Origin of the sequence: Alcaligenes sp. Lyrl_28 (genome assembly GCF_051948705.1) — a bacterium.
Classification (GTDB): Bacteria; Pseudomonadota; Gammaproteobacteria; order Burkholderiales; family Burkholderiaceae_B; genus Alcaligenes; species Alcaligenes ammonioxydans.
Genome location: NZ_JAYJLG010000001.1, coordinates 981,439 through 1,003,154, shown reverse-complemented (window position 1 = coordinate 1,003,154; position 21,716 = coordinate 981,439). Strand labels below are relative to the sequence as shown.

The 21,716-nt window shown below is 57.1% G+C and carries 26 protein-coding genes; 17 read left to right on the top strand and 9 right to left on the bottom strand.

The window, feature by feature from the left end:
* Positions 1 to 265 precede the first annotated feature (265 nt).
* The 3 genes from VF694_RS04495 (at position 266) to VF694_RS04485 (ending at position 2,778) form a co-directional block, all read left to right on the top strand.
* A complete protein-coding gene (locus tag VF694_RS04495) occupies positions 266 to 952 on the top strand; it encodes an AzlC family ABC transporter permease (protein WP_003803107.1) in 687 nt (228 codons plus the stop codon).
* Positions 952 to 1,287: an AzlD domain-containing protein gene (locus VF694_RS04490; protein WP_003803109.1), complete on the top strand. Its 336-nt coding sequence runs from the start codon at positions 952 to 954 to the stop codon at positions 1,285 to 1,287. The genes VF694_RS04495 and VF694_RS04490 overlap by 1 nt, the downstream gene beginning before the upstream one ends.
* Positions 1,288 to 1,401: 114 nt before the next feature.
* Positions 1,402 to 2,778, top strand: a complete 1,377-nt coding sequence (locus tag VF694_RS04485; protein WP_440163800.1) for a DEAD/DEAH box helicase — start codon at positions 1,402 to 1,404, stop codon at positions 2,776 to 2,778.
* On the opposite strand, the gene VF694_RS04480 is transcribed toward VF694_RS04485, so the two are convergent.
* Positions 2,758 to 3,147, bottom strand: a complete 390-nt coding sequence (locus VF694_RS04480) for a thioredoxin family protein (protein WP_003803113.1) — start codon at positions 3,145 to 3,147, stop codon at positions 2,758 to 2,760. The genes VF694_RS04485 and VF694_RS04480 overlap by 21 nt on opposite strands.
* Positions 3,148 to 3,220: 73 nt before the next feature.
* Between VF694_RS04480 and VF694_RS04475 the strand changes: the two genes are divergently transcribed.
* From VF694_RS04475 to phaP, 4 genes are all read left to right on the top strand, one after another.
* Positions 3,221 to 4,039, top strand: a complete 819-nt coding sequence (locus VF694_RS04475) for an EI24 domain-containing protein (RefSeq protein WP_440163799.1) — start codon at positions 3,221 to 3,223, stop codon at positions 4,037 to 4,039.
* Positions 4,029 to 4,838: a competence/damage-inducible protein A gene (locus VF694_RS04470; protein WP_059318578.1), complete on the top strand. Its 810-nt coding sequence runs from the start codon at positions 4,029 to 4,031 to the stop codon at positions 4,836 to 4,838. Before VF694_RS04475 ends, VF694_RS04470 begins: the two co-directional genes overlap by 11 nt.
* Positions 4,839 to 4,959: 121 nt before the next feature.
* On the top strand, positions 4,960 to 5,709 hold the full coding sequence (locus VF694_RS04465) for an IclR family transcriptional regulator (RefSeq protein WP_003803119.1): 750 nt from the start codon (positions 4,960 to 4,962) through the stop codon (positions 5,707 to 5,709).
* Between the two features lie 243 nt (positions 5,710 to 5,952).
* Positions 5,953 to 6,552: a TIGR01841 family phasin gene (gene phaP / locus VF694_RS04460; protein WP_440163798.1), complete on the top strand. Its 600-nt coding sequence runs from the start codon at positions 5,953 to 5,955 to the stop codon at positions 6,550 to 6,552.
* A 139-nt stretch (positions 6,553 to 6,691) separates the two neighbouring features.
* Here phaP and VF694_RS04455 read toward each other — a convergent pair whose 3' ends face one another.
* The 6 genes from VF694_RS04455 to VF694_RS04430 all read right to left on the bottom strand — a co-directional run bounded on the left by VF694_RS04455 (position 6,692) and on the right by VF694_RS04430 (position 11,131).
* On the bottom strand, positions 6,692 to 7,726 hold the full coding sequence (locus VF694_RS04455) for a quinone-dependent dihydroorotate dehydrogenase (RefSeq protein ID WP_059318579.1): 1,035 nt from the start codon (positions 7,724 to 7,726) through the stop codon (positions 6,692 to 6,694).
* A gap of 21 nt (positions 7,727 to 7,747) precedes the next feature.
* Positions 7,748 to 8,470, bottom strand: coding sequence for an arginyltransferase (locus VF694_RS04450; RefSeq protein ID WP_003803127.1), 723 nt, complete (start codon positions 8,468 to 8,470; stop codon positions 7,748 to 7,750).
* Between the two features lie 48 nt (positions 8,471 to 8,518).
* A complete protein-coding gene (aat, locus tag VF694_RS04445; RefSeq protein WP_440163796.1) occupies positions 8,519 to 9,247 on the bottom strand; it encodes a leucyl/phenylalanyl-tRNA--protein transferase in 729 nt (242 codons plus the stop codon).
* A gap of 2 nt (positions 9,248 to 9,249) precedes the next feature.
* Entirely contained in the window at positions 9,250 to 9,840 is a 591-nt protein-coding gene (locus tag VF694_RS04440) for an NUDIX hydrolase (protein WP_440163795.1), read from the bottom strand.
* A 20-nt stretch (positions 9,841 to 9,860) separates the two neighbouring features.
* Complete coding sequence (locus VF694_RS04435) at positions 9,861 to 10,463, bottom strand: DUF2946 family protein (protein ID WP_003803132.1); 603 nt, start codon at positions 10,461 to 10,463, stop codon at positions 9,861 to 9,863.
* Between the two features lie 110 nt (positions 10,464 to 10,573).
* Positions 10,574 to 11,131, bottom strand: coding sequence for a MarR family winged helix-turn-helix transcriptional regulator (locus VF694_RS04430; protein WP_003803134.1), 558 nt, complete (start codon positions 11,129 to 11,131; stop codon positions 10,574 to 10,576).
* 841 nt (positions 11,132 to 11,972) lie between these two features.
* On the opposite strand from VF694_RS04430, the gene aspA reads away from it, so the two are divergent.
* On the top strand, positions 11,973 to 13,391 hold the full coding sequence (gene aspA / locus VF694_RS04425; RefSeq protein WP_003803135.1) for an aspartate ammonia-lyase: 1,419 nt from the start codon (positions 11,973 to 11,975) through the stop codon (positions 13,389 to 13,391).
* Positions 13,392 to 13,765: 374 nt separating this feature from the next.
* Positions 13,766 to 14,842 (top strand): 4-hydroxyphenylpyruvate dioxygenase, encoded by a 1,077-nt coding sequence (gene hppD / locus VF694_RS04420; RefSeq protein WP_003803137.1) that lies wholly within the window; start codon positions 13,766 to 13,768, stop codon positions 14,840 to 14,842.
* A gap of 93 nt (positions 14,843 to 14,935) precedes the next feature.
* On the opposite strand, the gene VF694_RS04415 is transcribed toward hppD, so the two are convergent.
* On the bottom strand, positions 14,936 to 16,072 hold the full coding sequence (locus tag VF694_RS04415; protein WP_440163793.1) for an HPP family protein: 1,137 nt from the start codon (positions 16,070 to 16,072) through the stop codon (positions 14,936 to 14,938).
* Between the two features lie 56 nt (positions 16,073 to 16,128).
* Positions 16,129 to 16,569 carry a hypothetical protein gene (locus VF694_RS04410; protein ID WP_440163791.1) on the bottom strand — a complete coding sequence of 147 codons (441 nt, stop codon included), beginning with the start codon at positions 16,567 to 16,569 and terminating at the stop codon, positions 16,129 to 16,131.
* Positions 16,570 to 16,694: 125 nt separating this feature from the next.
* On the opposite strand from VF694_RS04410, the gene gspG reads away from it, so the two are divergent.
* Genes gspG through gspN form a run of 8 tightly spaced genes read left to right on the top strand, consistent with a single transcriptional unit; the run spans position 16,695 to position 21,704 of the window.
* The gene (gspG, locus tag VF694_RS04405) at positions 16,695 to 17,165 is read left to right on the top strand and encodes a type II secretion system major pseudopilin GspG (RefSeq protein ID WP_219235051.1); all 471 of its coding nucleotides are present in this window, start codon (positions 16,695 to 16,697) and stop codon (positions 17,163 to 17,165) included.
* A 1-nt stretch (position 17,166) separates the two neighbouring features.
* Positions 17,167 to 17,637, top strand: a complete 471-nt coding sequence (locus VF694_RS04400; RefSeq protein WP_003803146.1) for a type II secretion system protein — start codon at positions 17,167 to 17,169, stop codon at positions 17,635 to 17,637.
* A complete protein-coding gene (gene gspI / locus VF694_RS04395) occupies positions 17,634 to 17,993 on the top strand; it encodes a type II secretion system minor pseudopilin GspI (RefSeq protein WP_003803147.1) in 360 nt (119 codons plus the stop codon). Before VF694_RS04400 ends, gspI begins: the two co-directional genes overlap by 4 nt.
* Positions 17,990 to 18,589, top strand: coding sequence for a PulJ/GspJ family protein (locus tag VF694_RS04390; RefSeq protein WP_440163788.1), 600 nt, complete (start codon positions 17,990 to 17,992; stop codon positions 18,587 to 18,589). The genes gspI and VF694_RS04390 overlap by 4 nt, the downstream gene beginning before the upstream one ends.
* Positions 18,586 to 19,446, top strand: coding sequence for a type II secretion system minor pseudopilin GspK (gene gspK, locus VF694_RS04385; RefSeq protein ID WP_003803151.1), 861 nt, complete (start codon positions 18,586 to 18,588; stop codon positions 19,444 to 19,446). The genes VF694_RS04390 and gspK overlap by 4 nt, the downstream gene beginning before the upstream one ends.
* Before the next feature lie 4 nt (positions 19,447 to 19,450).
* Positions 19,451 to 20,413 (top strand): GspL/Epsl periplasmic domain-containing protein, encoded by a 963-nt coding sequence (locus tag VF694_RS04380; protein ID WP_440163787.1) that lies wholly within the window; start codon positions 19,451 to 19,453, stop codon positions 20,411 to 20,413.
* A complete protein-coding gene (gspM, locus tag VF694_RS04375; protein ID WP_440163786.1) occupies positions 20,410 to 20,961 on the top strand; it encodes a type II secretion system protein GspM in 552 nt (183 codons plus the stop codon). Before VF694_RS04380 ends, gspM begins: the two co-directional genes overlap by 4 nt.
* Positions 20,958 to 21,704 carry a type II secretion system protein N gene (gene gspN / locus VF694_RS04370; RefSeq protein WP_440163784.1) on the top strand — a complete coding sequence of 249 codons (747 nt, stop codon included), beginning with the start codon at positions 20,958 to 20,960 and terminating at the stop codon, positions 21,702 to 21,704. The genes gspM and gspN overlap by 4 nt, the downstream gene beginning before the upstream one ends.
* Positions 21,705 to 21,716 lie beyond the last annotated feature (12 nt).

The window sequence follows — 21,716 nt, the reverse complement described above, 5'->3', positions numbered from 1 at the left end:
CAAGGGTAAACATACCGTACACGTAGCGGCGGTGCCGAACATTACGTGCCTAGAGTTGCGATTGTAGCAAGACACGGCCTGTTTTTTCTTGACCTTATCGACTGCGCAAGATGTTCGTGCCCGAGTTTTGCTTCTAGAATAAGGCCAATCATAAGTAAAGCTGTCACCGCTGTTCAGCGCTTGCGGGCAGCACATCTCAGGAGACGGCGTGTCAGCCATCACAAGATTATCGGCCTTGTTGCCCCGTGCACAGGATCGTGTGCATATGCGCGCCGGTTTTATCGACTTTATTCCTGCCCTGATTGCCACGGTGGTGTGGGGGTTTGTAACGGGCGTGGCCATGGTCAAGTCGGGGTTAAGTGGTGTTGAAGCCACCTTGATGACGCTGTTTGTGTATGCCGGCTCGGCCCAGCTCACTGCCTTGCCCCTGATTGAGTCTCACGCGCCCTTGTGGCTGATTTTTACCGCCGGTTTCATCGTCAATATTCGCTTCATTATTTTTGGCGCGGCCCTGCAGCCCTTTTTTCGTCATCTGAGCTGGAAAAAACGCCTGGGCCTGGGCTATATCACCAGCGATATGGTGTTTGTGTTGTTCATGTCCAAGTATGGAGATGCCAAAGAGCGCGGCTCGCGTGAGCATCTCTGGTATTACCTGGGCATTATTTTGCCTGGCTGGCTAAGTTGGCAGATTGCCTCCTTGTCTGGCATTGTGCTCAGTGCCTATGTGCCGCCTTCCTGGTCGCTGGAGTTTGCGGCCATTCTGGCTTTGCTGGCGCTGTTGATTCCGCTGGTCAACAACCGCGCCATGTGGGCCTGTCTGATAACCGCCAGCGTGATTGCGTGGGTCGGACAGGTGCTGCCCTTGCGTTTAGGACTGGTCGCTGCGGTGCTGGGTGGCGTGCTGGCGGGCGTGGCGGCAGAACAACTGCAACGGCATAGGGATGCACGGTGATGAGCGATTGGCAGTATGATTGGTACGTTTTGGGTGCAATCGCCCTGTTGGTGTTGTGCAGCTTGCTCACCCGCTCAGGCTATTTTATGTTTGGTGATCTGCTGCCCCTGACCGAACGTATGCGGCGCGCCTTGCGCTTTGCTCCGGTGGCTGCTCTGGCAGCAATCATCATCCCGGAACTTTTGCCTTGGGCTTACGGCGACACCCCCCGATTGGATATTAAAGCTCTGGCCAGCCTGGTAGCTGTGCTGGTATTTATCCGTACCCGTAACGCTGTTTGGGTAATCGTGGCCGGGATGGTGGCGTTCTGGCTGATACGTGCCTTGATGCCCTAAAATCCTGACGCGAGTACTTACCTGTTCGTCACTGCTGTTGAGGCAGGCGGGCATAAGTTAAAATAGGATTGTTACAAATGCTTGCCACTCGTGGCAAGCCGACTTTTTGCGTACATGACAGATAAAACTCCTTCGACCTCCAATGACCTTACGTTTGCTGATTTCGGTCTGCACCCAGGAATATTAAGCGCCGTTACCGGAGCGGGGTATTCCAAGCCTACGCCTATTCAGGCTGAGGCCATTCCCGTGGTGCTGGCCGGCCGTGATGTCATGGGGGCAGCCCAGACGGGTACAGGTAAGACGGCCGCTTTTTCCTTGCCTATCCTGAATCGTCTGATGGCACATGCCACGACCAGCGCGTCGCCTGCCCGTCACCCGGTGCGGGCCTTGGTATTGACGCCCACTCGCGAGCTGGCCGATCAGGTGGCTGAGAGCATTGCGCTCTACAGCAAGTCGGTTCCGCTGCGCTCGACGGTGGTGTTTGGCGGCGTGGATATCGGACCGCAAAAAGAAGCGCTGCGGCGGGGTGTGGAAATTGTTATTGCCACCCCGGGCCGTTTGCTCGATCACATTGATCAGCGCACCATCAATTTAAGCCAGGTCAGCATTCTGGTGCTGGACGAGGCAGACCGCATGCTGGATATGGGCTTTTTGCCTGATCTGGACCGTATTGTTTCCTTGCTGCCCAAAAATCGTCAGGGCCTGCTGTTTTCGGCCACTTTCAGCAAGGAAATCCGCAAGCTGGCACGCACTTTCCTGAACGATCCTGTCGAAATTGAAGTGGCCGCACGCAATGCAACCGCCTCTACGGTCACACAGGTGGTGTACCCCATGTCGGCTGAGGACAAGCGTCGTGCCGTGGTGCATCTGGTCAAAACCAAGAAGCTGACTCAGACGATTGTTTTCTCCAATACCAAGATTGGCGCTGGGCAATTGGCCCGCTATCTGGAGCGTGAAGGTATCAAGGCCGAGTCCATTCACGGCAACAAGAGTCAGCTGGAACGCATGAAAGTACTCGATGCGTTCAAGAGCGGGACTGTGGACGTGCTGGTAGCCACCGATGTGGCGGCACGAGGTCTGGATGTGGCTGGCATGCCTTGCGTGATCAACGTGGATCTGCCATACAACGCCGAAGATTATGTGCACCGTATTGGCCGTACCGGTCGTGCGGGGGCGTCCGGGGAGGCCATTGCCTTGATGGCGCCGGACGAAGAGCATTTGCTGCAAGAAATTGAAAAACTCATCGGGAACCCGGTTCCCCGCCTGAGGCTGGATTTGCCCTCGGCGCCGTCCTCGTCTCGTTCGGGTTCCAGCCGTCACGAGCGTGGCGAACGTCGTTCGTACCAGTCGAACACGCCACCCATAGACGATTTTTTCCTGAAACCCTACGAGCCTTCCAGCGCGGCGGCCCCCAAGCCTGCGGTGACAACGCCCTCCAACACCACGCGCAAGCGTTCGGTGGGGGTTTTGCTAGGCGGCGGCCGCTACTAAGGCGCGCAAATCTCCAGGCCCGGCATTCAGGACCGGGCTGCGTTCTGAAATGCTTTGCACCAGACGCTCCAGATGCTCAATATGAGGCAACATGGGACCGTAAAAAACGGTCCCATTTTTATTTTGGATCTGTATGGTGGGGAAGTCCTCGATATCTTCATCGCCCAACAGATCGGGTTGCTCTTCGATATCGATCCAGACCAGACAGGCCTGTGGAAACTGCGCAGCCAAGGCTTCAAAGGCGGGCTGATACTGTTGACAGGTCTTACACCATTGGGCACAGAAACAGGCAATCAACAGGGCATCGGGTTGGGCGTGCAGGTGGGCCGCCAGGGCGGGCAGATCATGTTGGGCGTTGAACAAGGCCATAATTTCATACAGACAAAAAGAAGTGACTGTGTCTATGATACTCGGGTAATTGAATTTGCTTAGCAGGAGCCATATGTCCTTTTCATCGTCCGCCCCCTCGCGCTCGGGCCCTGCTGGCGGATGGGCCAGCATTTCCACCGCCTTCAAGCGATCGTTGGTGTCGCAATTTCAGCCACGCATGCTGATGGCCCTGCTTATGCCCTTTCTGATCATGTTCGTGGGGCTGATTTTACTGAGCTGGCTGTTATGGACTCCTATCCAGACCTGGTTGCTGGAGCTGCTCGGCGGCTGGAATGCCTTTGAGTCCGTCGATCAGTGGCTGGTGGGCCTCGGCTTGTTTTCACTGAAAGTGTATCTGGTACCGTTGCTGGCGATTGGGATTTTGCTGCCCCTGGCAGGGGTGCTGGGGCTGGTCCTTGCGGCAGTGCTGGTCATGCCCCTGGTTCTGGGGCATTTGCAGCAGAAAGATTATCCCGATGTCATCAAACAGGGACACAATGCCACGGTCTACAGTGTTTGGAACGCGGTGTGGGTGGGGACCCTGTTTGTAGTGGGGTGGCTCCTGACCTTGCCTTTATGGATTTTTCCTCCTTTTGCGCTGATTTTGCCGGTGTTGTGGTGGGTTTTTGCACTCACACGGATATTGCGGGTGGACGCGCTGGTGGAACATGCCAATGTGCAGGAACGCAAATATCTTTGGTCCCGTCTGAGCAGTCAATATTGGCTGATTGGTCTGATTTTTGCCTTGTTGAACCTGATTCCGCCGGCCTGGCTGGTTTTACCCGTGTTCTCGGCGCTGGTATTTGCGCATTTCTCTTTGGAAAACCTACGTCGCCTGCGTCAGCAAGAAGCAGTTGCGATCACTCATCCACTTATTGACCATGACAACTAACGATCAAGCCATTATTCGTTTGATTATCATCGGTGACGAAATCCTGTCGGGACGTCGCTACGATAAACATTTTTCAAAACTGATTGAACTGCTGGGAGCCAGAGGATTGCAACTGGGGGGCGCACAGATCATTCCCGATGATCTGGACACCATTGCCGCAACCTTGGAACGTAGTTTTGCAACACCGGATATCGTGTTTTGCTGTGGCGGGATTGGTGCCACGCCCGATGACCAGACTCGACAGGCTGCTGCCAAGGCGTTGGGCGTGGAGTTGACGCTGCACCCAGAGGCTGCGGCCCTGATTGCGGAGCGTTGTGCTGAAAATGAACGCAATGGCTTGGGCAGTGCTGATATGTCTTTGCCGGAAAACCAGCAGCGCCTGCAAATGGGGGTGTTTCCTGAAGGTGCTGAAATTGTTCCCAACACCTATAACAAGATCCCTGGATTTTTTATTCGCAATCACACGTTCATGCCCGGCTTTCCCGTGATGGCCTGGCCCATGATGGAGTGGACGCTGGATACCCGGTACCGCGACCTGCATCATCAAGCTCATCGGGTGGAGCATTCCTTCCTGGCATTCAATTTGCCAGAGTCGCGGATTACACCGGCTATGGAACATGTCGAGCTTCATTGGCCAGGAGTCAAAGCCTTCAGCCTGCCCAGTGTGGGGGAGGCAGGCGGACAGCCGCACATTGAGCTGGGCGTCAAGGGGGAGGCGGAACCATCCGCCGAGGCCCTGGCCTACCTGCGGCAACAGGTGCTTGACTTGGGTGGGAGCTTGAGCCCTGCGCTAAAATAGCGCTTGCCAAGCACGCGCGCATTTCATATTATGGAATTTGTTGCGTTGCATCATAATTCTGCCAATAATGACAACAAATTCCTTTACGCCTTCTAGCGCGTCGTCAAGCAACGGGGGTCAGATGTCGATCCAGGTTCTGGAACGCGCCATGATTCTCCTGGACGAACTGGCCAAGCAGTCCGAGCCAGTGGCCTTGAAGAATCTGGCGGCGGCAACTGGCCTGCATACCTCTACGACGCACCGCATTCTCAATGATCTGGTCGTCGGTCGTTATGTCGAGCGCGTGGACAGCGGTTTGTACCGTCTGGGCATGCGTCTGCTGGAATTGGGTTCTCTGGTCAAGGGGCGTCTGAACGTACGCGCCGCCTCTTTGGGACCGATGCGTGAACTGCACAAGTACACTGGGCAAACGGTGAATCTCTCCTTGCAGCAAGGGGATGAAATTGTGTATGTGGAGCGATCCTGGAGCGAGAGTTCGGGCATGCAGGTGGTGCGCGCCATTGGTGGGCACGCGCCTTTGCATTTGACCTCGACTGGCAAGCTCTTTTTGGCCTCCTGGGAGCCCCGACAGGTGCGGGCTTACGTGATGCGCACCGGGCTGGCTGGCGCGACTCGGAACAGCATTACCCAGCTTGATCTGTTGGAACGTGAGCTGGCCCAGGTTCGTCGTCTGGGTTATGCCCGTGATAACGAGGAGCTGGAGATGGGTGTGCGCTGCATCGCGGCGGGGGTGTATGACGACACGGGCAAGCTGTTGGCGGGCCTTTCCTTGTCTGCTCCGGCTGAACGTCTGCATGACGACTGGATACCGGTTTTACTCAATACCGCTGCCAAAATCTCTGAAACCCTGGGTTACGACAAACAGCGCTAGACCCTTGTTTTCAGGCGGTTTTGCCTGCGTTGAGTACATAGTCAACGGCATTTGTTGCATTGCAGCAAATCCCGTTGACTTTGTTTTGGATAGCGCTTAAAGTGGAATTGTTGCGGTGCAACATAGAAGGTTTGCCTTGCGTAGTTGCGAGTGGGCCGGGCCTTCTTCAGACCCCTGTCTAGTAACACAGTCACTAATTTCACGCTGGCTTGACCCAGGCCACGTATCTCCAAGGAAAACATCATGAGTGCTATTCCCCAAAATGTACTGCAAGCTCAACAAGCGACGTTGAACAACCTGTTCGCCGCTCAAGGTCAGTTGTTGCAGGGCTTTGAGAAGCTGGTTGGTTTGAACCTGAATCTGCTGCGCAGCTCGCTGGAGCAAGCGGCTGGTCAATCCCAGCAGGCTATCAACGCTAAAGATGTGCAAGACGTGGTGGCTTTGTCGCAGAACGTGGCCAAACCCAGCGCGGCTCAGGCTCTGGAATACGGCAAAAGCGTTTACGACATCTTCTCCGACCTGCAATTGAATCTGTCGCGCATTGCGGAAGCCCAGTTGGCGCAAGGTCAACAGCACGCCGCTGATGCGATCGATCAACTGGCCAAGAATGCTCCTACTGGCACCGAAAGCGCTGTTGCGTTGTTGAAGTCTTCGTTTGCCACAGCGACCAATGCCGCTGAAACCGTGGTGAAAGCGGCCCGCCAGGCGGCTGATGCTGCTGAAAGCAACATTCAGGCAGCGACCAATGCCAGCCTGAAAGCGGCTGTTCAAGTGACGGAAGCTGGCAACAAAACGGTTGAGGCTGCTGCCGCTGCTGCTACCGCAGCTACCAGCAAGAAGTAAATCTTTGCTTGCCTGATTTGATCAGGTGCCAAAGAAAAAGCCAGCTCATTGAGCTGGCTTTTTTATTGCATGCTGGGCAATCTGTGCGCTTGTTGCTAAAGAGGATGCTACTGCCCGCGTCAAGCGGGCAACAGGTGTGTTACAGCGCGCGAATACACTCGGAAATCAGCGCAGGGCCTTTGTAAATCAAGCCGGTATAAAGCTGCACGGCTTGTGCACCCGCCTGAATTTTTTCCTGCGCCTGACGACCAGACTCAATCCCGCCCACACCAATAATCGGGAAGTCGGGGCCTAGCTGTTCGCGCAGACGACGAATGACGTTCAAGGATAATTCATGGACTGGAGGGCCGGACAAGCCACCTTGTTCCTGACTATGCTGCAAGCCTTTAACTGCATCGCGTGACAGGGTGGTATTGGTGGCGATGATGCCGTCCAGGCCTTGCGAAGGAACCGTCTCGGCAATAGCGTCGATTTGCGACTGATCCAGATCAGGAGCGATTTTCACCACAATTGGCACGTAGCGCTGGTACTGTTGGGCCAGTTCACCGCGCAAGGTTTGCAGGGCGCCCAAGAGGCGAGCCAATTCGTCCTGTGCCTGTAGCGCGCGCAGGTTCTGGGTGTTGGGCGAGGAAATATTGACAGTGACATAGTCTGCGTGCGGATAGACCGCGCGCAGGCAGGTCAGATAGTCCTGGTCAGCCTGCTCAATAGGGGTGGTGGCATTCTTGCCAATATTCAGTCCGAGAATGCCTCCTTGGGAGCGAAACTGACTTTTACGCACATTGTCGATAAACGTATCCAGCCCGTGGTTGTTAAAGCCGAACCGGTTGATGAGGCTATGGGCCTCAGGCAAGCGAAAAAGACGGGGTTTGGGATTGCCGGGCTGCGGCTTCGGGGTCACCGTACCCACTTCCACAAAACCGAAACCCAGTGCTCCCAAAGCATCGATATGGGCGCCGTTCTTATCCAGGCCAGCGGCCAGTCCCACGGGATTGCGCAACGTCAAACCCATTAACTCCAGGGGTTTGCTGGGCAGGTCTTTGAGCAAATTTCCCAAAAGCGGGGTTTGGTGGGCGCAATGCAGAGATTTCAGGGTCAGTTCGTGCGCGCGTTCAGCATCCAGACTGAACAGCACCCGACGAGCCAAGGGATAAAGGCTGAATAGGGCAGACATGGGGATCGATAAAAGAGGACATTAAGCCAGCCATTCCCAACGACCTTTCATCAGGAGCTGGTAGGGGCGAAAGCGGGTTTTATAGGCCATTTTACGGCTTTCTTCGATCCAGTAGCCTAAATAGAGCCAGGGCAGCGATTGCTGACGACAATAGTCCAGTTGCCACAGTACGGCATAGGTGCCCAGACTGCCGGTGTCATCGGGATCGAAAAAGGTGTAGACGGCAGACAGTCCGTCTTGCAGCACGTCAATCACTGCCACAATTTTCAAGGTGCCGTCAGGCTCGCGAAACTCCAGCAGGCGCGAGGTGACGTGGCTGGCCAGCAAAAACTGGGCATATTGTGACTGGTCATCGTCATCCATGCCCGCGCCGGGGTGACGACTGGCCTGGTAACGGCGGTACAGCGCGTAGTGTTCTGCGTTCCAATGCAAAGGCAGATCCTGCACGATCAGCGTACTGTGGCGTTTTTTAGCGCGGCGCTGGGTGCGGTCCGGTTTGAAGTTCTGGGTATCGCAGCGCAAGGGCAGACAGGCGCGGCATTGGTCGCAATAAGGGCGGTAGGTAAAGGTGCCGCTGCGCCGAAACCCTTGCTGGACCAGCCTGGAGTAAACCGCATCGTTGATCAGATGGGCGGGAGCGGCAACCAGAGAGCGTGCCTGTTGTTCAGGTAGGTAGCTGCAACGATAACTGGCCGTGGAATAGAATTGCAGCGTTTGGGGACTGGGTGCTTTGGGATAATTCATGCGACTCTGCCAAGCGTGATAGAGCCATTATGGGATGCTCGCGCCCACCTAGCAAGTTGGGGGCAGGCCTAGTGGCAGGAGCCCGCGTGGCCAGGCGGGGCCGGGTTGGCTTGTGGCCCAAGCCAGCTTTTGCAGGAAGGCCTTGCGGGGAATGGGGGCCGCGCCCAAACTGGCCAGGTGGGAGGTTTCCTGTTGGCAGTCTATGTACGGCACGCCGGCAAACCTCAGAAACTCCACCAGATGAGCCAGGGCGATCTTGCTGGCATCGGTTTGCAAGGCAAACATGGATTCGCCAAAAAAGAAGCGCCCCAGACTGACACCGTACAAACCGCCAACGAGCTTGCCGTCCACCCAGGTTTCTATGCTGTGTGCATAGCCTTCGTGGTGCAGCTCGGTATAGACCTTTTGAATGTCCGGGCTGATCCAGGTTCCGGTGATGCTGCGCAGGGCTGCACATTGGCCAATTACTTGCTCAAAGGCCAAATCGCAGGTGACGCGGATACGAGCTTGGGCCAGATCCTGCTGTCGATGAATCTGGCGCAATTTCTTGCCCAGGGACCGGGAAACCTTGAACTTGTCGACCTCCAGCACCATGCGCGGGTCCGGAGACCACCACAGTACCGGGTCGCCCGGGCTGTACCAGGGGAACATGCCTTGACCATAGGCCTGCAGCAAACGCGGGACGCTCAAATCCAGGCCCGCAGCCACCAGCCCGTCAGGGCTGGCATGTTCCGGGTTAGGCAGGGCTTGTTCTGCAGTGACCCATGTCAGCGCCATGATTACTCGTGGTCGCGGGGGGCGATATCAAACTCGTGGATTTGGAAGCGGCCGGCTTTGTGGTCCTGAACGTAGCGTTCCAGCGTGGCGCTGACCGTACGGAAAGCCAACTGGTCCCACGGAATTTCGTCCAGGTGAAAAAAGCGCGCTTCCAGGGATTCCGGGCCGGGGTCCAGCACATCGCTAGTGACTTTGGCCAGATAGTACACATGCACCTGTTCTGCATAGGGCACGCTGATGACGGTAAAAAGCGGGCCGGGTTCGACCAGTGCGCCCGCTTCTTCGCCCATTTCACGCAAGGCGCCCTGCACCAGGGTCTCGCCCAGCTCCATAAAGCCGGCCGGCAGCGTCCATGTGTTGTAGCGTGGCTCGATGGCTCGACGGCACAGCAAGACCTGATCGTCTTTCCACATAGGAACGATACCGACCACATTGCGAGGGTTCTGATAGTGAACGGCCCCACAGTTTTCGCAGACGTCGCGCATGCGGTTATCGTCTGGCGGCACCATGCGTGTCAGCTTGCTGCCACATTGAGTGCAAAAGTTTTGTGTACGAGGGGCGGGAAAATAAAAAGAGGCGGATGGCTGGGTCATGCAGATTCTGTGAGGGCGGTTCAAGTTGGATCGGGCTCTGGCAAAACAATATACGCCAATTCCCGGGCCGGTGACACGCAGGAAGACCACACCGTCAACGGACAGGCATCGGGATAGGCGGGCAATGTCCAGCCTTCGTAGTGGCAGGGCTGCCCCAGATCCAGGCTGTCCAGTCCCTGATCGGCTGAGCGCAGTTGGTCCAGCAAGGCGGCAATATCACGGCCTGACAGCAAGGCGGGACCGGCAGGCGTGCGCAGATAGAGTGTGCCCTGGGCACTGAGATACCAGGCCTGGATGGTGTCGACTTGTCTGCCCGTATGGTCTTGTAAATGAAGCAGGTCCTGGGCCAGAGACACGATCAGGGGGGCAGCGTCCAGCCGAACGTAGACTCGTTGAGGGCCATTCTGAATAAACCAGCGGCCTTGCTCATCGCTCTGGTAGTTGCGATTGAAAAAAGCCAGCAGCCCTGGATGAGTGATGCGCTCACCGGGCTGCTCGGGATACCGGTTGGCATCACCGGCCCGATGATGACGCCAGTGGCCGGATTGATCCAGGGAAAGATAGCCGCTGACAGCGGGGACATTGGGCCATTTTTTCATGGCTTCAATAACGGCGGTATCCATAGAGTTAGCCTGGCAGGGGGGAAAACAAAGGGTGGCAGCCATACTGGCGCCACCCTTGATGGGAGAGGGGCGACAGCACAGTCGCCCCAAGGGCAAGACGGTCTGGTGTCTTAAGCCATATAACTGCGTTGCAGGGTACCGGGCAGGGGGTGCGAGTGAGTCTTTTCAACTTTGACTTCCGGCGTTTCATTGCCTTGCAAGGCTTTGGATAACAAACTGGACAAGCGTTGGCGCATATCCTGTGGCACATGACTGAGGGCATCCGAGAGCCAGTCGATGTAATAGGGCAACAGGTGTTCGCACAATTCGTGTCCGGCTTCGGTGAGTTTAACAGTGAGCACACGGCGGTCTGAGGTATTGTTTTGTCGCACCAGCAACTGCTGCTGTTCCAGTCCGTCAAGCAGCCCGGTAATGGTGGCCCGGGTGACACCGGCCTGCTCTGCCAACAGAGCCGGGCTCAGCCCCGACGGCTGGCGGCTAAGCAAAAACAACAGGACCAGACGTCCTTCGGATAGGCCGAACTCGTTCAAAACAGTGCTGGAGGCGCGATTAATGCTGGAGGCCAGCGACAGAACGCGCAAACACAGTTCGATATCCTCGGTTTTAGGATGAGCCCGGCGCTGTGATTCGCTCAGGATGGTTTGATATTTCAGATCGAGTAATTTCATAGTGCTGTGCCGTTAAGGAGGGCGCGGCAAAGAGCAGTAGTTATTTAGAAAGAATCAACAAAACCCAATAAAAACGGGTTTGCTTTCTTTTATTACTGAGCCGCTTCTTTTAATGTGGAAATTGATCTTATTTTTTAATTCCATTTTGTCTGATTTAAACATCTTTTATTGATCAGGAATTTTCATTTAGTAAAATAAGACCAGTTTTTTTCAGTATAGGCAGCCATACTTTTATGGAATAGCGTTAAAGCCTGGGTATACTCTTTCGCCTTCCTTTTTTTCTCAAACTGCAAGGTGTGTGAACTTCCTATCGGTCTGTCACGACGATCTGATGCCTTCTGTGCCTGGGAGTTTTATGACATTTAGGCCCCAAAATGATGCAAGCGCGCAACGTTCATCACGTCGGAACCCTTAGCAGGTTGCAGGCAGGATGAGCGAGCTATGCCAGACATACACGGCTAAATTAAGCGTGTTTTCAACCGTGGGTTCGTCCGATAAGGCAGCTCAATCCAAGAAAAACCGTAAAACGGCGTACACGCGTGCGCTCGGCGTTTACAATGTTCCCAGCGCTTCCCGAGCTCGACGATGCCTTCAAAAAAGGCGGTTGGATCATTCACCCCGCGTGGCGGATTGCAATAGAGGCCCGTTTTTTACGGGCCTTTGCTTTCCAGATTTGGATGCAAGCATTATCCAAAGCTTATTGGCGGTATTTGCCAGCATGTCCCCGAGCCCCTGCCAAGTTCGCAAGAAATGGCAGGGCTTTGTTCCGTTTGTAGTCCGGGATCGAGTATGAGGCGTGTCAGAAAAGTCTTGCTATCGTTATTAAGGAAACGAAGGAATTATGAGTCAGTTCCGTATCGAACATGATTTGCTGGGAGACCGACAAGTCCCCGATGAAGTCTATTATGGTGTTCATACCTTGCGTGCCAAGGAGAATTTCCACATTACCGGTACGCCTATTTCAACTTACCCGGAACTGATTAATGCTCTGGCGCTGGTCAAGCAGGCCGCTGCGCAGGCCAATTTCAAACTGGGTTTGTTGGAGCAGGACAAGCACGATGCCATCGTGGCGGCATGTCAAGCCGTTCAAACGGGTAAATGTCACGAGCATTTCGTGGTAGACATGATTCAAGGTGGCGCCGGTACTTCGACCAATATGAATGCCAACGAGGTTATTTGTAATCTGGCCTTGGAGCATATGGGTCACAAGCGGGGCGAATACCAGTATCTTCACCCCAATGAAGATGTGAACATGGCCCAAAGCACCAACGACGTTTACCCGACGGCGCTGCATCTGGCGGCCTACCGTTCGCTGGACCCCTTGTTTGCCTCCATGGAGCGTTTGCGTGATGCGTTCCTGAAAAAGTCCGAGGAATTCTCCTCGTACATGAAGATTGGTCGCACCCAGCTGCAAGATGCAGTGCCCATGACCCTGGGTCAGGAGTTCAACGCGTTTGCCACCATGATTAACGAAGACATCGTGCGCCTGAAGGAATCGCGCAAACTGATGTGTGACGTGAATCTGGGCGGTACCGCCATTGGCACGGGCATTACGGCCCACCCTGATTACGCCGAGCTGGCGGTGGCTGCCTTGTCTGAGCTGTCCGGTGTGCCGTTGCGCGTATCGGCGGACCTGATCGAAGCAACGCAGGATTGCGGTGGTTTCCTGCACCTGTCGGGCGTGTTGAAGCGCGCTGCCGTCAAACTGTCCAAGCTGTCCAATGACTTGCGTCTGCTCTCGAGCGGTCCTCGTGCCGGTATGGGTGAAATTTGTCTGCCTGCCGTGCAAGCTGGCTCGTCCATCATGCCTGGCAAGGTCAATCCGGTGATTCCAGAAGTGGTCAACCAGGTTGCCTTTGAAGTGATCGGTGCTGACATGACCGTGACCATGGCCGCCGAAGCAGGTCAACTGCAGTTGAACGCGTTTGAGCCCGTGATTATTCACTCCCTGTTGCGTAGCATGGCTTTGTTGAGCAATGCATGCGACACGTTGACTCAGTTCTGCGTGGTGGGGATCACGGCCAACCGTGAATGCCTGGAGAGCAATATCGAGCGTTCCATTTCGCTGGTGACTGCCTTGAATCCGTTCATCGGTTACAAAGCGGCTACCTCGGTTGCCGCCGAAGCCTTCCAGACCGGTACCAACATTCGTGATGTGGTTCTCAAGCGTGGCCTGATGGACGCTGAAACCCTGAACGAGGTATTGCGTGCCGAATCGCTGATCCAACCCCGTGATCTGCGTGCTGCTGACCCAGCCTGAACCATTCTGAACCAGGCCTGATTTGGCCAGTCTTGGCCGACGCCGGTAACAGTTTGGGAAGCCTCCATTGTGGAGGCTTTTTTCTGCCCGCTTGTTTCGTGTCAGAGGCTGGGTGGTTTAGACCGCTAGGGTAATGCTCTATGGCGGTTGAGCGACGGCCCCCCTCATAATGGGAATCGGCATCGGGAGCGCATTTCGGGTTCCCGCCCACTGGAGCAGAGCCTGTGAGAGTTCTGGGATTTCAATTGTTGTTTGGTGATCACTTGGCACGCAGTGTGCGCGGGGTATCCTGCGCGCCCCCCTGCACGGTCTGAGTCCAAGTTGCAAGGCGTTTCACGCCATCTTTGATTACCTGATTACAACTGGAGTCTGCCATGACTGACTTGTTTGACAATCCTATGGGCCTGATGGGCTTTGAGTTCATCGAATTTGCCTCTCCCCAGCCTGGTCTGATGGAACCCGTCTTTGCGATGATGGGATTTACCAAAGTGGCCGTGCACCGTTCCAAGAAAGTCTCTCTGTATCGCCAGGGGGAAATCAATCTGATCCTGAACGAAGAACCCAAGAGTCAGGCGGCTTATTTTGCAGCCGAGCATGGCCCATCGGCTTGCGGCATGGCGTTTCGGGTGCGCGATGCGCAAAAAGCGTACGAGCGCGCACTGGAACTGGGCGCCCAGCCTGTGGACATTCCGACCGGCCCCATGGAGTTGCGTTTGCCCGCCATCAAGGGCATCGGCGGCGCTCCCCTGTACCTGATCGACCGCTTTGGCGAAGGTAACTCCATTTACGATATCGACTTTGTTTATCTGGAAGGGGTGGACCGTCATCCTGTGGGTGCAGGTCTTAAAGAGATCGATCACCTGACCCATAATGTCTACCGCGGTCGCATGGCCTACTGGGCCCAGTTCTACGAGCATCTGTTCAATTTCCGCGAGATTCGCTACTTCGATATCAAGGGGGAGTACACCGGTCTGACCTCCAAGGCGATGACGGCTCCCGATGGCAAAATTCGTATTCCTTTGAATGAGGAGTCCGCCAAGGGGTCGGGCCAGATCGAAGAGTTCCTGATGCAATTTAACGGGGAAGGGATTCAGCACGTTGCCTTTCTGACAGACGATCTGATTGCCACTTGGGACAAGCTCAAGGCGATGGGCATGCGTTTTATGACTGCGCCACCACAAACCTATTACGAGATGCTGGAGGGCCGCTTGCCCGGACATGGCGAGCCTACTGCCGAGTTGCAACGCCGCGGCATCTTGCTCGATGGCACATCGGAAGGGGGCAACCGCCGTCTCTTGCTGCAGATTTTTTCTGAAACCTTGATGGGCCCGGTGTTTTTCGAGTTCATCCAGCGCAAGGGTGATGACGGCTTTGGTGAAGGCAACTTCAAGGCCTTGTTTGAATCGATTGAGCGCGACCAGCTGCGTCGGGGTGTCTTGCAGGCACAGTAAAGCGGTTCCGTGCCAGTGCTCACACGACTGGCGCTGACCTGTCCCTCCTGTTTGGCGATGGCAAACAGGGGGATTTTTTTTGGGGTGTTCTAGCTATTGGCCCTGGATGTTGCGGGCTGGCTGCAGAATGCGAAAGAGCTCCAGCATCAGATCCGACTGAGTAATCATGCCCACCAGCTCTTGGTGATCGTTGACCACCGGCATGTGGCGATGCCGTCCCTGGCTGAACAGGGGGATCAGTTCGGCCACCGACCAGTTGGCATTGGCAGTGACGGCGGGACTGGTCATGATATCGGCCACGGTAGGTGCCGAACGCTGTCGGGGGCTCAGGAAGCGCCGGAGTCGCTGGCGCAGATTATCGGGCTGATCCAGCCCGGCACGCTGTAAAAAGTCCGACAGGGCCAGAATGCCGATCACCTGCTTGTTCTGGTCCAGCACCGGCAAGGCCTTGATCCTGCGCTCGCGCATCAGGTCCCAGGCCTGTTGCAAGGGCGTGTCGGCCTGGCAGGCCAGCGGGGCATCGTTCATCAGGCTCGCGCAGCGACGGGTGCCCAGATTGCGCCGGAATGCCGACTGATGCACATAGCTGACCAGTTTTTCCAGATCATCGTGACTGATATTCAGCGTCTGCTTGTAATGGCTAAGCGCTGCATCATAATCCTGGTCGGTAAAGCGTGATGGTGTCGTGACCGCGCGCGTGGCGGGTTTATGGACTGGCGGGTAAGCCACGCCTGTCAGGCGGTTGTACAGCATGCCAAGCATAATCAGCAGGCTGGAGTCAAACATCACCGGAAACAGCACGAAGTCATAGTTCTGAATGCCATTGAGGGCCGGAAAGACGGCCATCGCCAGGCTGGGCGGGTGGACGCAGCGCAAGGCCAGCATGACCGGCATGCTCAGGCACACGGCCATCGTAATAGCAGCAATCGGATGAGGAAGAAAAATCGCGCAGCTAATGCCCGTCAGCGCGCCCACCAGATTGCCCAGCAACACATTCCAGGGCTGAGCCAGGGGGCTGGTCGGAACCAGGAAAATCAGCAAGGCACTGGCTGCCAGAGAGGCCACCAGCCAATGATGTGTATGCGCAAAATCCGACAGGTACAGGCTCAGGGAGGAAACAATCAGCACGCTGAGCGTGGCACCAAAGGTGGCACGCAACATTTCCGGGCGTGCAATGGCCAGGGACTTGGGGCGCAGGCTGTCAAACCAGTGACGAAGTAAAGCGGGCATTAGCCACCAGGGCAAAGAAGGACGACAGCCTCAGATCATACTGCTAACTGTTTATGTCAGGGCTGAGCCCCTTGCCGGATACCGGGAATGGCAACAGGACCTTTGCGCTCGGTGGCGATGTGCTGAGGGACGGAATCGACTGTGATCACGATGTGCTCGCGCTGTATCGAGTCCAGCAACACGCCGTGAGCCAGCTCCTGACCAGGGCGATACGCCCGTACAGACTGCTGATTGATACTGAGCAGGGCGGCGCCGCCCGTGCCGCTCACAATCATGCCGTGCAAGCGCAACTCCGGCAGGGCCGTGCTGCCGCCAAACCATTGCGCGATTTGCCGGGTGCTGATCTGCTCACTGTGGTCTTCGTCCAGCACGGGAGCAATCGTGTCCTGCGAAGGTAGGAACAGGTTGATCAGCAGCGTGATCAAGGCCAGCACAACGCCGGCCTGACACAAACGCAGCCAAAGATGTGACGGAAATATGGCGGAAATAATACCCATTTAGACTGCATCGCATAGTGCTTTGGCAGACGGCCTGTTTGGCTGTCTTAAGAGCTCTTATTGTGCGTGTGCTGCATGAAGCCCGTATGACAGGAGCTTGTCTTTTTGGGTGACTTACTTCTTTCATGTCTCGTCCTATTTTATTTCGTACGCCGGCGCGTACCCTGGCCAGACCGGCCAGCTCGCGCGTTCAACAAGGTTTTTCTCTGATTGAGGTCATGGTGGTCGTGGTCATCATGGGCATTATGGCGGCCTTGGTAGTTCCCAGCCTCATGGATCGCCCCGATCAGGCGCGCGCAGTGGCGGCCCGTCAGGACATTGCCGCCCTGACCCAGGCGCTCAAGCTGTATCGCCTGGATAACGGTCGCTACCCCAGCACGGCCCAAGGTCTGGCCGCCTTGCATCAGCGGCCCTCGCAGCCGCCAGAGCCTCGTAACTGGCGCTCGTATATGGACCGTTTGCCCAATGACCCTTGGGGCAATCCCTATCAGTATCTGCAACCCGGCGTTAATGGCGAGATCGATGTGTTCTCCTTGGGGGCGGACGGGCAGGCCGGCGGGTCCGGCAGTGACGCGGACATAGGCAACTGGGACTGACGTGACACAACGGGGCTTTTCCTTGATCGAGACTTTGGTGGTCTTGCTGATCGTGGGCATCGTCAGCAGCGCCGGCTTGAGTGTGCTGGTACTGGATCGTGATCAGGGAATACAGCGGGAAGCCCGCCAGCTGGCTCTGCGCCTGGCCGATGTACAGCGCTATGTACGTGAAAGCGGCCGAAGTGTGATCTGGAGTGCGGATCAGCAGGGTTATCGCTTCAGCCTGATTCCGGATGCCACCGATGGTTCCAGCCCAACGCCGGGATGGTTGCGCGACCAGGCCCGCTTTGCACAATTGTTTCCTGCGCGCTCCTGGTCGCTGGAGGCGCTGCGTGTGCGCCTGGATCCGGCAGGACCGTGGGTTTTCGTCAATGAGTGGTTGTCTGCGCCGCGTCAGTTGGAGCTGGATGATGGTCATGAGGTCCTGCATTTGCGCAGCGATCCCACGGGCCTTTTTGATGTGCAGTCATGACTGAGCGCGGCATGAGTTTGATAGAAGTATTGATTGCGTTGGCCATTGTGTCGGTGGCGCTGACTGCCGGGCTGCGGGCGCTGGGATTGAGTGCTTCGGGCAGCCAGGCCATGCATGAGCGCAGCCTGGCCTTGCTGGCCGCCGACAGCGTGATGGCCGAGATGCGATTGCGTCGTCTGTTTCCCGAGCCCGGTGAAACGGTGGTGTCGTGTCGCCAAGGGGGCTTGGATCTGCAGTGCAGACAGACGGTGCAACCCACGGCCAATCGTTTCTTTCGTCAGGTGACGATTCAGACTTTCTTGCCCAATGGCCCCGTGCTGACTGAACTGCATGCGACCCTGGCGTCCTTGCCATGACAGAGCCGGCTCAGGAGGGATTTACGCTGGTGGAAATGTTGGTGGCCTTGACCATCATGGCCTTGATCAGCCTGATGTCCTGGCGTGGTCTGGACGCAGTCTTGCACGCCGATGAGCAACTCAGTCGTCAGGCGCGTCAGACCCAGGCCCTGTTCAATGTCCTGTCCCAAATGGGGCGCGATCTGGAACTGCATCTACCCCCCGTGCTGTCTGCCCAAGACCCGGGCGCAGCGACGGCGGTCCTGCCGGCCAGTATCCGCTGGCAGGCTCAGGGCGAGGGGCCGGCCATCCTGACGATTGAGCGTCGCGCCGACGCAGGGGCGGGCACCCAGCATATTCAATGGCGTTTGCAGCATGGGGTTTTGCAACGAGCGATGAGTCTGGCCGGAACGGCTTACCCCTTGCCCGAACTGGGACCTTTGCAAGATGTTCTGGAGCAGGTCAGCGCATGGAATTTACGTATCTGGATTCCGGCGCGCGGCTGGCAAAGTTGGCCCTGGCCCGAGCAGGCGGGAGCAGCGGCCACAGGAATCGAGCTGACCGTGCAGCTCGAAGGTCAGGAGCATCCCTATCGCAAGGTGGTGATGCTGCTATGACACGCGCCAGACAACAAGGCATGGCCGTGATCAATGCGTTGGTGCTGGTGATGGCGGTGTCCATTGCCACCATGGGCATTGTGCAGCGTCAAAGCGGGCTGGCAAGCCAGTTGGCCAGTGAGCGTGACTATCTTCAGGCCAACTGGTTGCTTCGTGGTGCGCTGGATTGGGCGGTGCTGGTACTGCGCCTGGATTCGCAGCGCACGGCGGTCACTCACAAGGGTGGTCTGTGGGCCCAGGCCCTCAGTGAGCTCAAGGTAGAGACGCCGGACAAGACCCGGGCTGCCTATTTCTCCGGTTACATCCAGGATGAGCAGGGCAAGTTCAATCTGGCCCTGTTATTGCGGGAGGGGCGTGTACAGGCCATGTATGTGCAGGCGCTTGAGCAGTTGCTGCGCAGTATTCAGCAAACGCCTTCTCTTGCGCTTGAGCTGGCTCAGCGCCTGGAGCGGGCACAGGCGGGGCAGGCACCCTGGCCCACTCATTTGCAGGATTTCTTCCCGGATGCACCCGTACTGGCCAAGCAGTTGGAGCCTTATCTGAGCTATTTGCCGCAGGCCAAGTCTCTGAATGTGAATACGGCCAGCGCTCAGGTGCTCGCCGCCGTGCAGCCCTCGGTCAGTCTGGTGGAGTGGCGAGGACTGCTGGAGCAGCGTGACCGGGGGCAATGGTTCCGGGATCAGGCAGATGTGCAGGCGCGCCTGCAGGCGCAAGAAGGGCTCAAGGGGCAAACACTGACAGTGCGCAGTGAATGGTTTTTATTAAGTGGTGAGTTGCGACTTGACCATAGCCGGGTGGCGACTCAGGCCCTGATCCACAGGGCCGCCGATCGCAGCCGGATTGTCTGGATTCGTTGAAGTGATGAGTAAAGTGCTGCGTATTTATCTGGACGTGCCGCCCAGGCTGGATCAGCCGGTGGACTTTGTGCTGCGGGACAAACGCGCCAAAGTCTTGCGTCGCGGGCGAGGAGAACTTGACGAGCTCAAGACCCAGGCCCGCTCCTTGGAGCTGGTTTTGCCGGCAGGGATGGCAACGGTGACCGAGCTGCGCCTTCCCGCGGTCAGTGCGTCGCGGCGGCAGGCTGTGGCCTGCAGCGCCGTTGAACCCCTGTGTCTGAGTCCGATTGAACAGGTGTGGGTGGCGTGTTCGGCCCCCGATCCTTCCGGGATGAGTCAGTTGGCCTGGACAGAGCGGCAGCCTTTGCTGGCGTTGGGGGCGCAGGCCCGCCAGGCAGGTCTGCCCTTGAACGCGGTTTATCCCTGGTCCGAGGCTCACGCACAGGATCGACAGGGCAAGGGGCCGAGCGTGACGGTGCCAGCCTGTTCCTTGCTGATGCCCGAGATGGCCGCCAGCGGCACAAGTCGCGTCGTGCGCCACAGCCTTTGGTGGACGCTGGCCGCCGTGCTGAGCTGGACATTGGTTTTGCAGCAGCAGGCACAGGCCTTGCGGTCCCAGACGAAACAGCTGCAGACCCAGATGGAGCAGGCGGTTCGACAAGCCTTGCCGCATTTGCCTGTCATCGTCGCGCCCTTGACGCAGGCCAGCCAGCATCGTGATGCCTTGCTGGCGGAGAAAAGTCCTGCCTCCGCACCGTTTGATCGTTTGTTGATGAGCAGCGCCATACAGTGGCCAGACTTGCAGGGGCAGGTGCGCGCACTGCATTTCGACGATCAGCAGTTGCGTCTGACGCTGGCCAGTGACTTGCCGGCACAGCCCTTGCCTGCCGAGTCCGAACTGACCTGGAAGCAGGGGGATTCGGCCCGCCAGTGGGAAATAGGTTTACGCAAAGAGGGGCAATCCAGCCAGCAGGAGGCGCAGCAATGAGCAAATTCACTGCCCTCCAGCCTGCCCTGCTGACCGTGCAAGGCAAGCTCGCCATTGCCAGACAGCATTGGCAGGCCTTGAGCCGCCGGGATCAACTGGCCTTGTCTGTATTGGGTGCTTTGCTGGCCTTGATGTTCTTGTGGCTGCTGCTGGTGCGCCCCGCCGTTCGTGATCTGGCCCTGGCCAAACAGGAATTGCCGCGCCTGCAGTACGAGATGGCGCAGTTGCAAACAGTCTTGGCGCAGATTCAGATTCTGGATAAAGCACTGGTGACGTCGGTCGATGCGCAGGGGCAGGACAAGGCCTTGCAGCGCAGTTTGCAAACGTTGGGCGCTCAGTGTCAGACAGAGGAGTCGCCGGCCGGGCAGCGTGTCTTGATCTGTCAGGCCGTAGCGGCTTCGGCCTTGATGGACTGGCTGCTGCAGACTCCCCGTGTTTTGGGCTTTGCTGTCCAGGAGCTCAGTCTCAGTCGCTCGGTGGTGGATAGCCGGGAGCGTGCAGGGCTGCTGGATGGGCGTATTGTGCTGCGCACCGGAGAGCCCTCATGAAAAAACTCACCAAGATTTTCGTGTTGGCCTTGCTGACGATGGGACTGTTGTTGGTCGCGGTGCCTTTTTTGCCAGCCCGTCTGATGCTGATCTGGCAGCCGGAGCGCTTGCCTTTGCGGCTTGAAACCGCGCATGGCAGCCTGGCTTCGGGACAAGGCTTGCTGGTCGTGGGCTCGGGACTGCTGGCCCGTACGGTTCCTGGGCCGGTGAGCTGGCGTTGGCGCTTGACCCCTTGGCCGCAAATGGAATTGAACCATGATTGGCTGGATCAGCCTGTGCGACTGCAAGCCAGCCTGCAGGGCTGGCGAATATCCGGCCAAAGCCTGACGGTGCCCGCAGCACTTTTGGGGCGTCTGCATCCCTTGTTGCAGACTGTGCAACCGCAAGGTCAGTTACAGCTGCGTTGGCCCAGTCAGGCGTTGGCAGCCACGACCGGTCCGCTGCTGGAACTGGACTGGCGCAATGCGCGCTCTGCCTTGGCAGCACAGGCTCAGTTAGGCGATTACCAGTTGCTGGTCAGCCGCAAGGGGCAGGGCGTTCAACTGGGTCTGCGCACACTTCAAGGAGACTTCACTTTGGCCGGGCAAGGTCAGTGGGGGCCGGAGGGCGGCCTGTTTGAAGGGCGCGCTCAACCCAGACAGGCCGACGATCAACGATTTAATGAGTTATTAGAGGCCTTGGGGCCTCAGCGTCAGGGCGTGACCCATTGGCGGATAGCCACAACGACTAGCAAGCAGGATTAACGATATTTTGAC

Bases quoted from the DNA above. Each gene is read 5' to 3' on its own strand.
- VF694_RS04495 (WP_003803107.1), top strand. From the start codon at position 266: ATGCGCGCCGGTTTTATCGACTTTATTCCTGCCCTGATTGCCACGGTG.
- VF694_RS04490 (WP_003803109.1), top strand. From the start codon at position 952: ATGAGCGATTGGCAGTATGATTGGTACGTTTTGGGTGCAATCGCCCTG.
- VF694_RS04485 (WP_440163800.1), top strand. From the start codon at position 1,402: ATGACAGATAAAACTCCTTCGACCTCCAATGACCTTACGTTTGCTGAT.
- VF694_RS04480 (WP_003803113.1), bottom strand. From the start codon at position 3,147: ATGGCCTTGTTCAACGCCCAACATGATCTGCCCGCCCTGGCGGCCCAC.
- VF694_RS04475 (WP_440163799.1), top strand. From the start codon at position 3,221: ATGTCCTTTTCATCGTCCGCCCCCTCGCGCTCGGGCCCTGCTGGCGGA.
- VF694_RS04470 (WP_059318578.1), top strand. From the start codon at position 4,029: ATGACAACTAACGATCAAGCCATTATTCGTTTGATTATCATCGGTGAC.
- VF694_RS04465 (WP_003803119.1), top strand. From the start codon at position 4,960: ATGTCGATCCAGGTTCTGGAACGCGCCATGATTCTCCTGGACGAACTG.
- phaP (WP_440163798.1), top strand. From the start codon at position 5,953: ATGAGTGCTATTCCCCAAAATGTACTGCAAGCTCAACAAGCGACGTTG.
- VF694_RS04455 (WP_059318579.1), bottom strand. From the start codon at position 7,726: ATGTCTGCCCTATTCAGCCTTTATCCCTTGGCTCGTCGGGTGCTGTTC.
- VF694_RS04450 (WP_003803127.1), bottom strand. From the start codon at position 8,470: ATGAATTATCCCAAAGCACCCAGTCCCCAAACGCTGCAATTCTATTCC.
- aat (WP_440163796.1), bottom strand. From the start codon at position 9,247: ATGGCGCTGACATGGGTCACTGCAGAACAAGCCCTGCCTAACCCGGAA.
- VF694_RS04440 (WP_440163795.1), bottom strand. From the start codon at position 9,840: ATGACCCAGCCATCCGCCTCTTTTTATTTTCCCGCCCCTCGTACACAA.
- VF694_RS04435 (WP_003803132.1), bottom strand. From the start codon at position 10,463: ATGGATACCGCCGTTATTGAAGCCATGAAAAAATGGCCCAATGTCCCC.
- VF694_RS04430 (WP_003803134.1), bottom strand. From the start codon at position 11,131: ATGAAATTACTCGATCTGAAATATCAAACCATCCTGAGCGAATCACAG.
- aspA (WP_003803135.1), top strand. From the start codon at position 11,973: ATGAGTCAGTTCCGTATCGAACATGATTTGCTGGGAGACCGACAAGTC.
- hppD (WP_003803137.1), top strand. From the start codon at position 13,766: ATGACTGACTTGTTTGACAATCCTATGGGCCTGATGGGCTTTGAGTTC.
- VF694_RS04415 (WP_440163793.1), bottom strand. From the start codon at position 16,072: ATGCCCGCTTTACTTCGTCACTGGTTTGACAGCCTGCGCCCCAAGTCC.
- VF694_RS04410 (WP_440163791.1), bottom strand. From the start codon at position 16,569: ATGGGTATTATTTCCGCCATATTTCCGTCACATCTTTGGCTGCGTTTG.
- gspG (WP_219235051.1), top strand. From the start codon at position 16,695: ATGTCTCGTCCTATTTTATTTCGTACGCCGGCGCGTACCCTGGCCAGA.
- gspI (WP_003803147.1), top strand. From the start codon at position 17,634: ATGACTGAGCGCGGCATGAGTTTGATAGAAGTATTGATTGCGTTGGCC.
- VF694_RS04390 (WP_440163788.1), top strand. From the start codon at position 17,990: ATGACAGAGCCGGCTCAGGAGGGATTTACGCTGGTGGAAATGTTGGTG.
- gspK (WP_003803151.1), top strand. From the start codon at position 18,586: ATGACACGCGCCAGACAACAAGGCATGGCCGTGATCAATGCGTTGGTG.
- VF694_RS04380 (WP_440163787.1), top strand. From the start codon at position 19,451: ATGAGTAAAGTGCTGCGTATTTATCTGGACGTGCCGCCCAGGCTGGAT.
- gspM (WP_440163786.1), top strand. From the start codon at position 20,410: ATGAGCAAATTCACTGCCCTCCAGCCTGCCCTGCTGACCGTGCAAGGC.
- gspN (WP_440163784.1), top strand. From the start codon at position 20,958: ATGAAAAAACTCACCAAGATTTTCGTGTTGGCCTTGCTGACGATGGGA.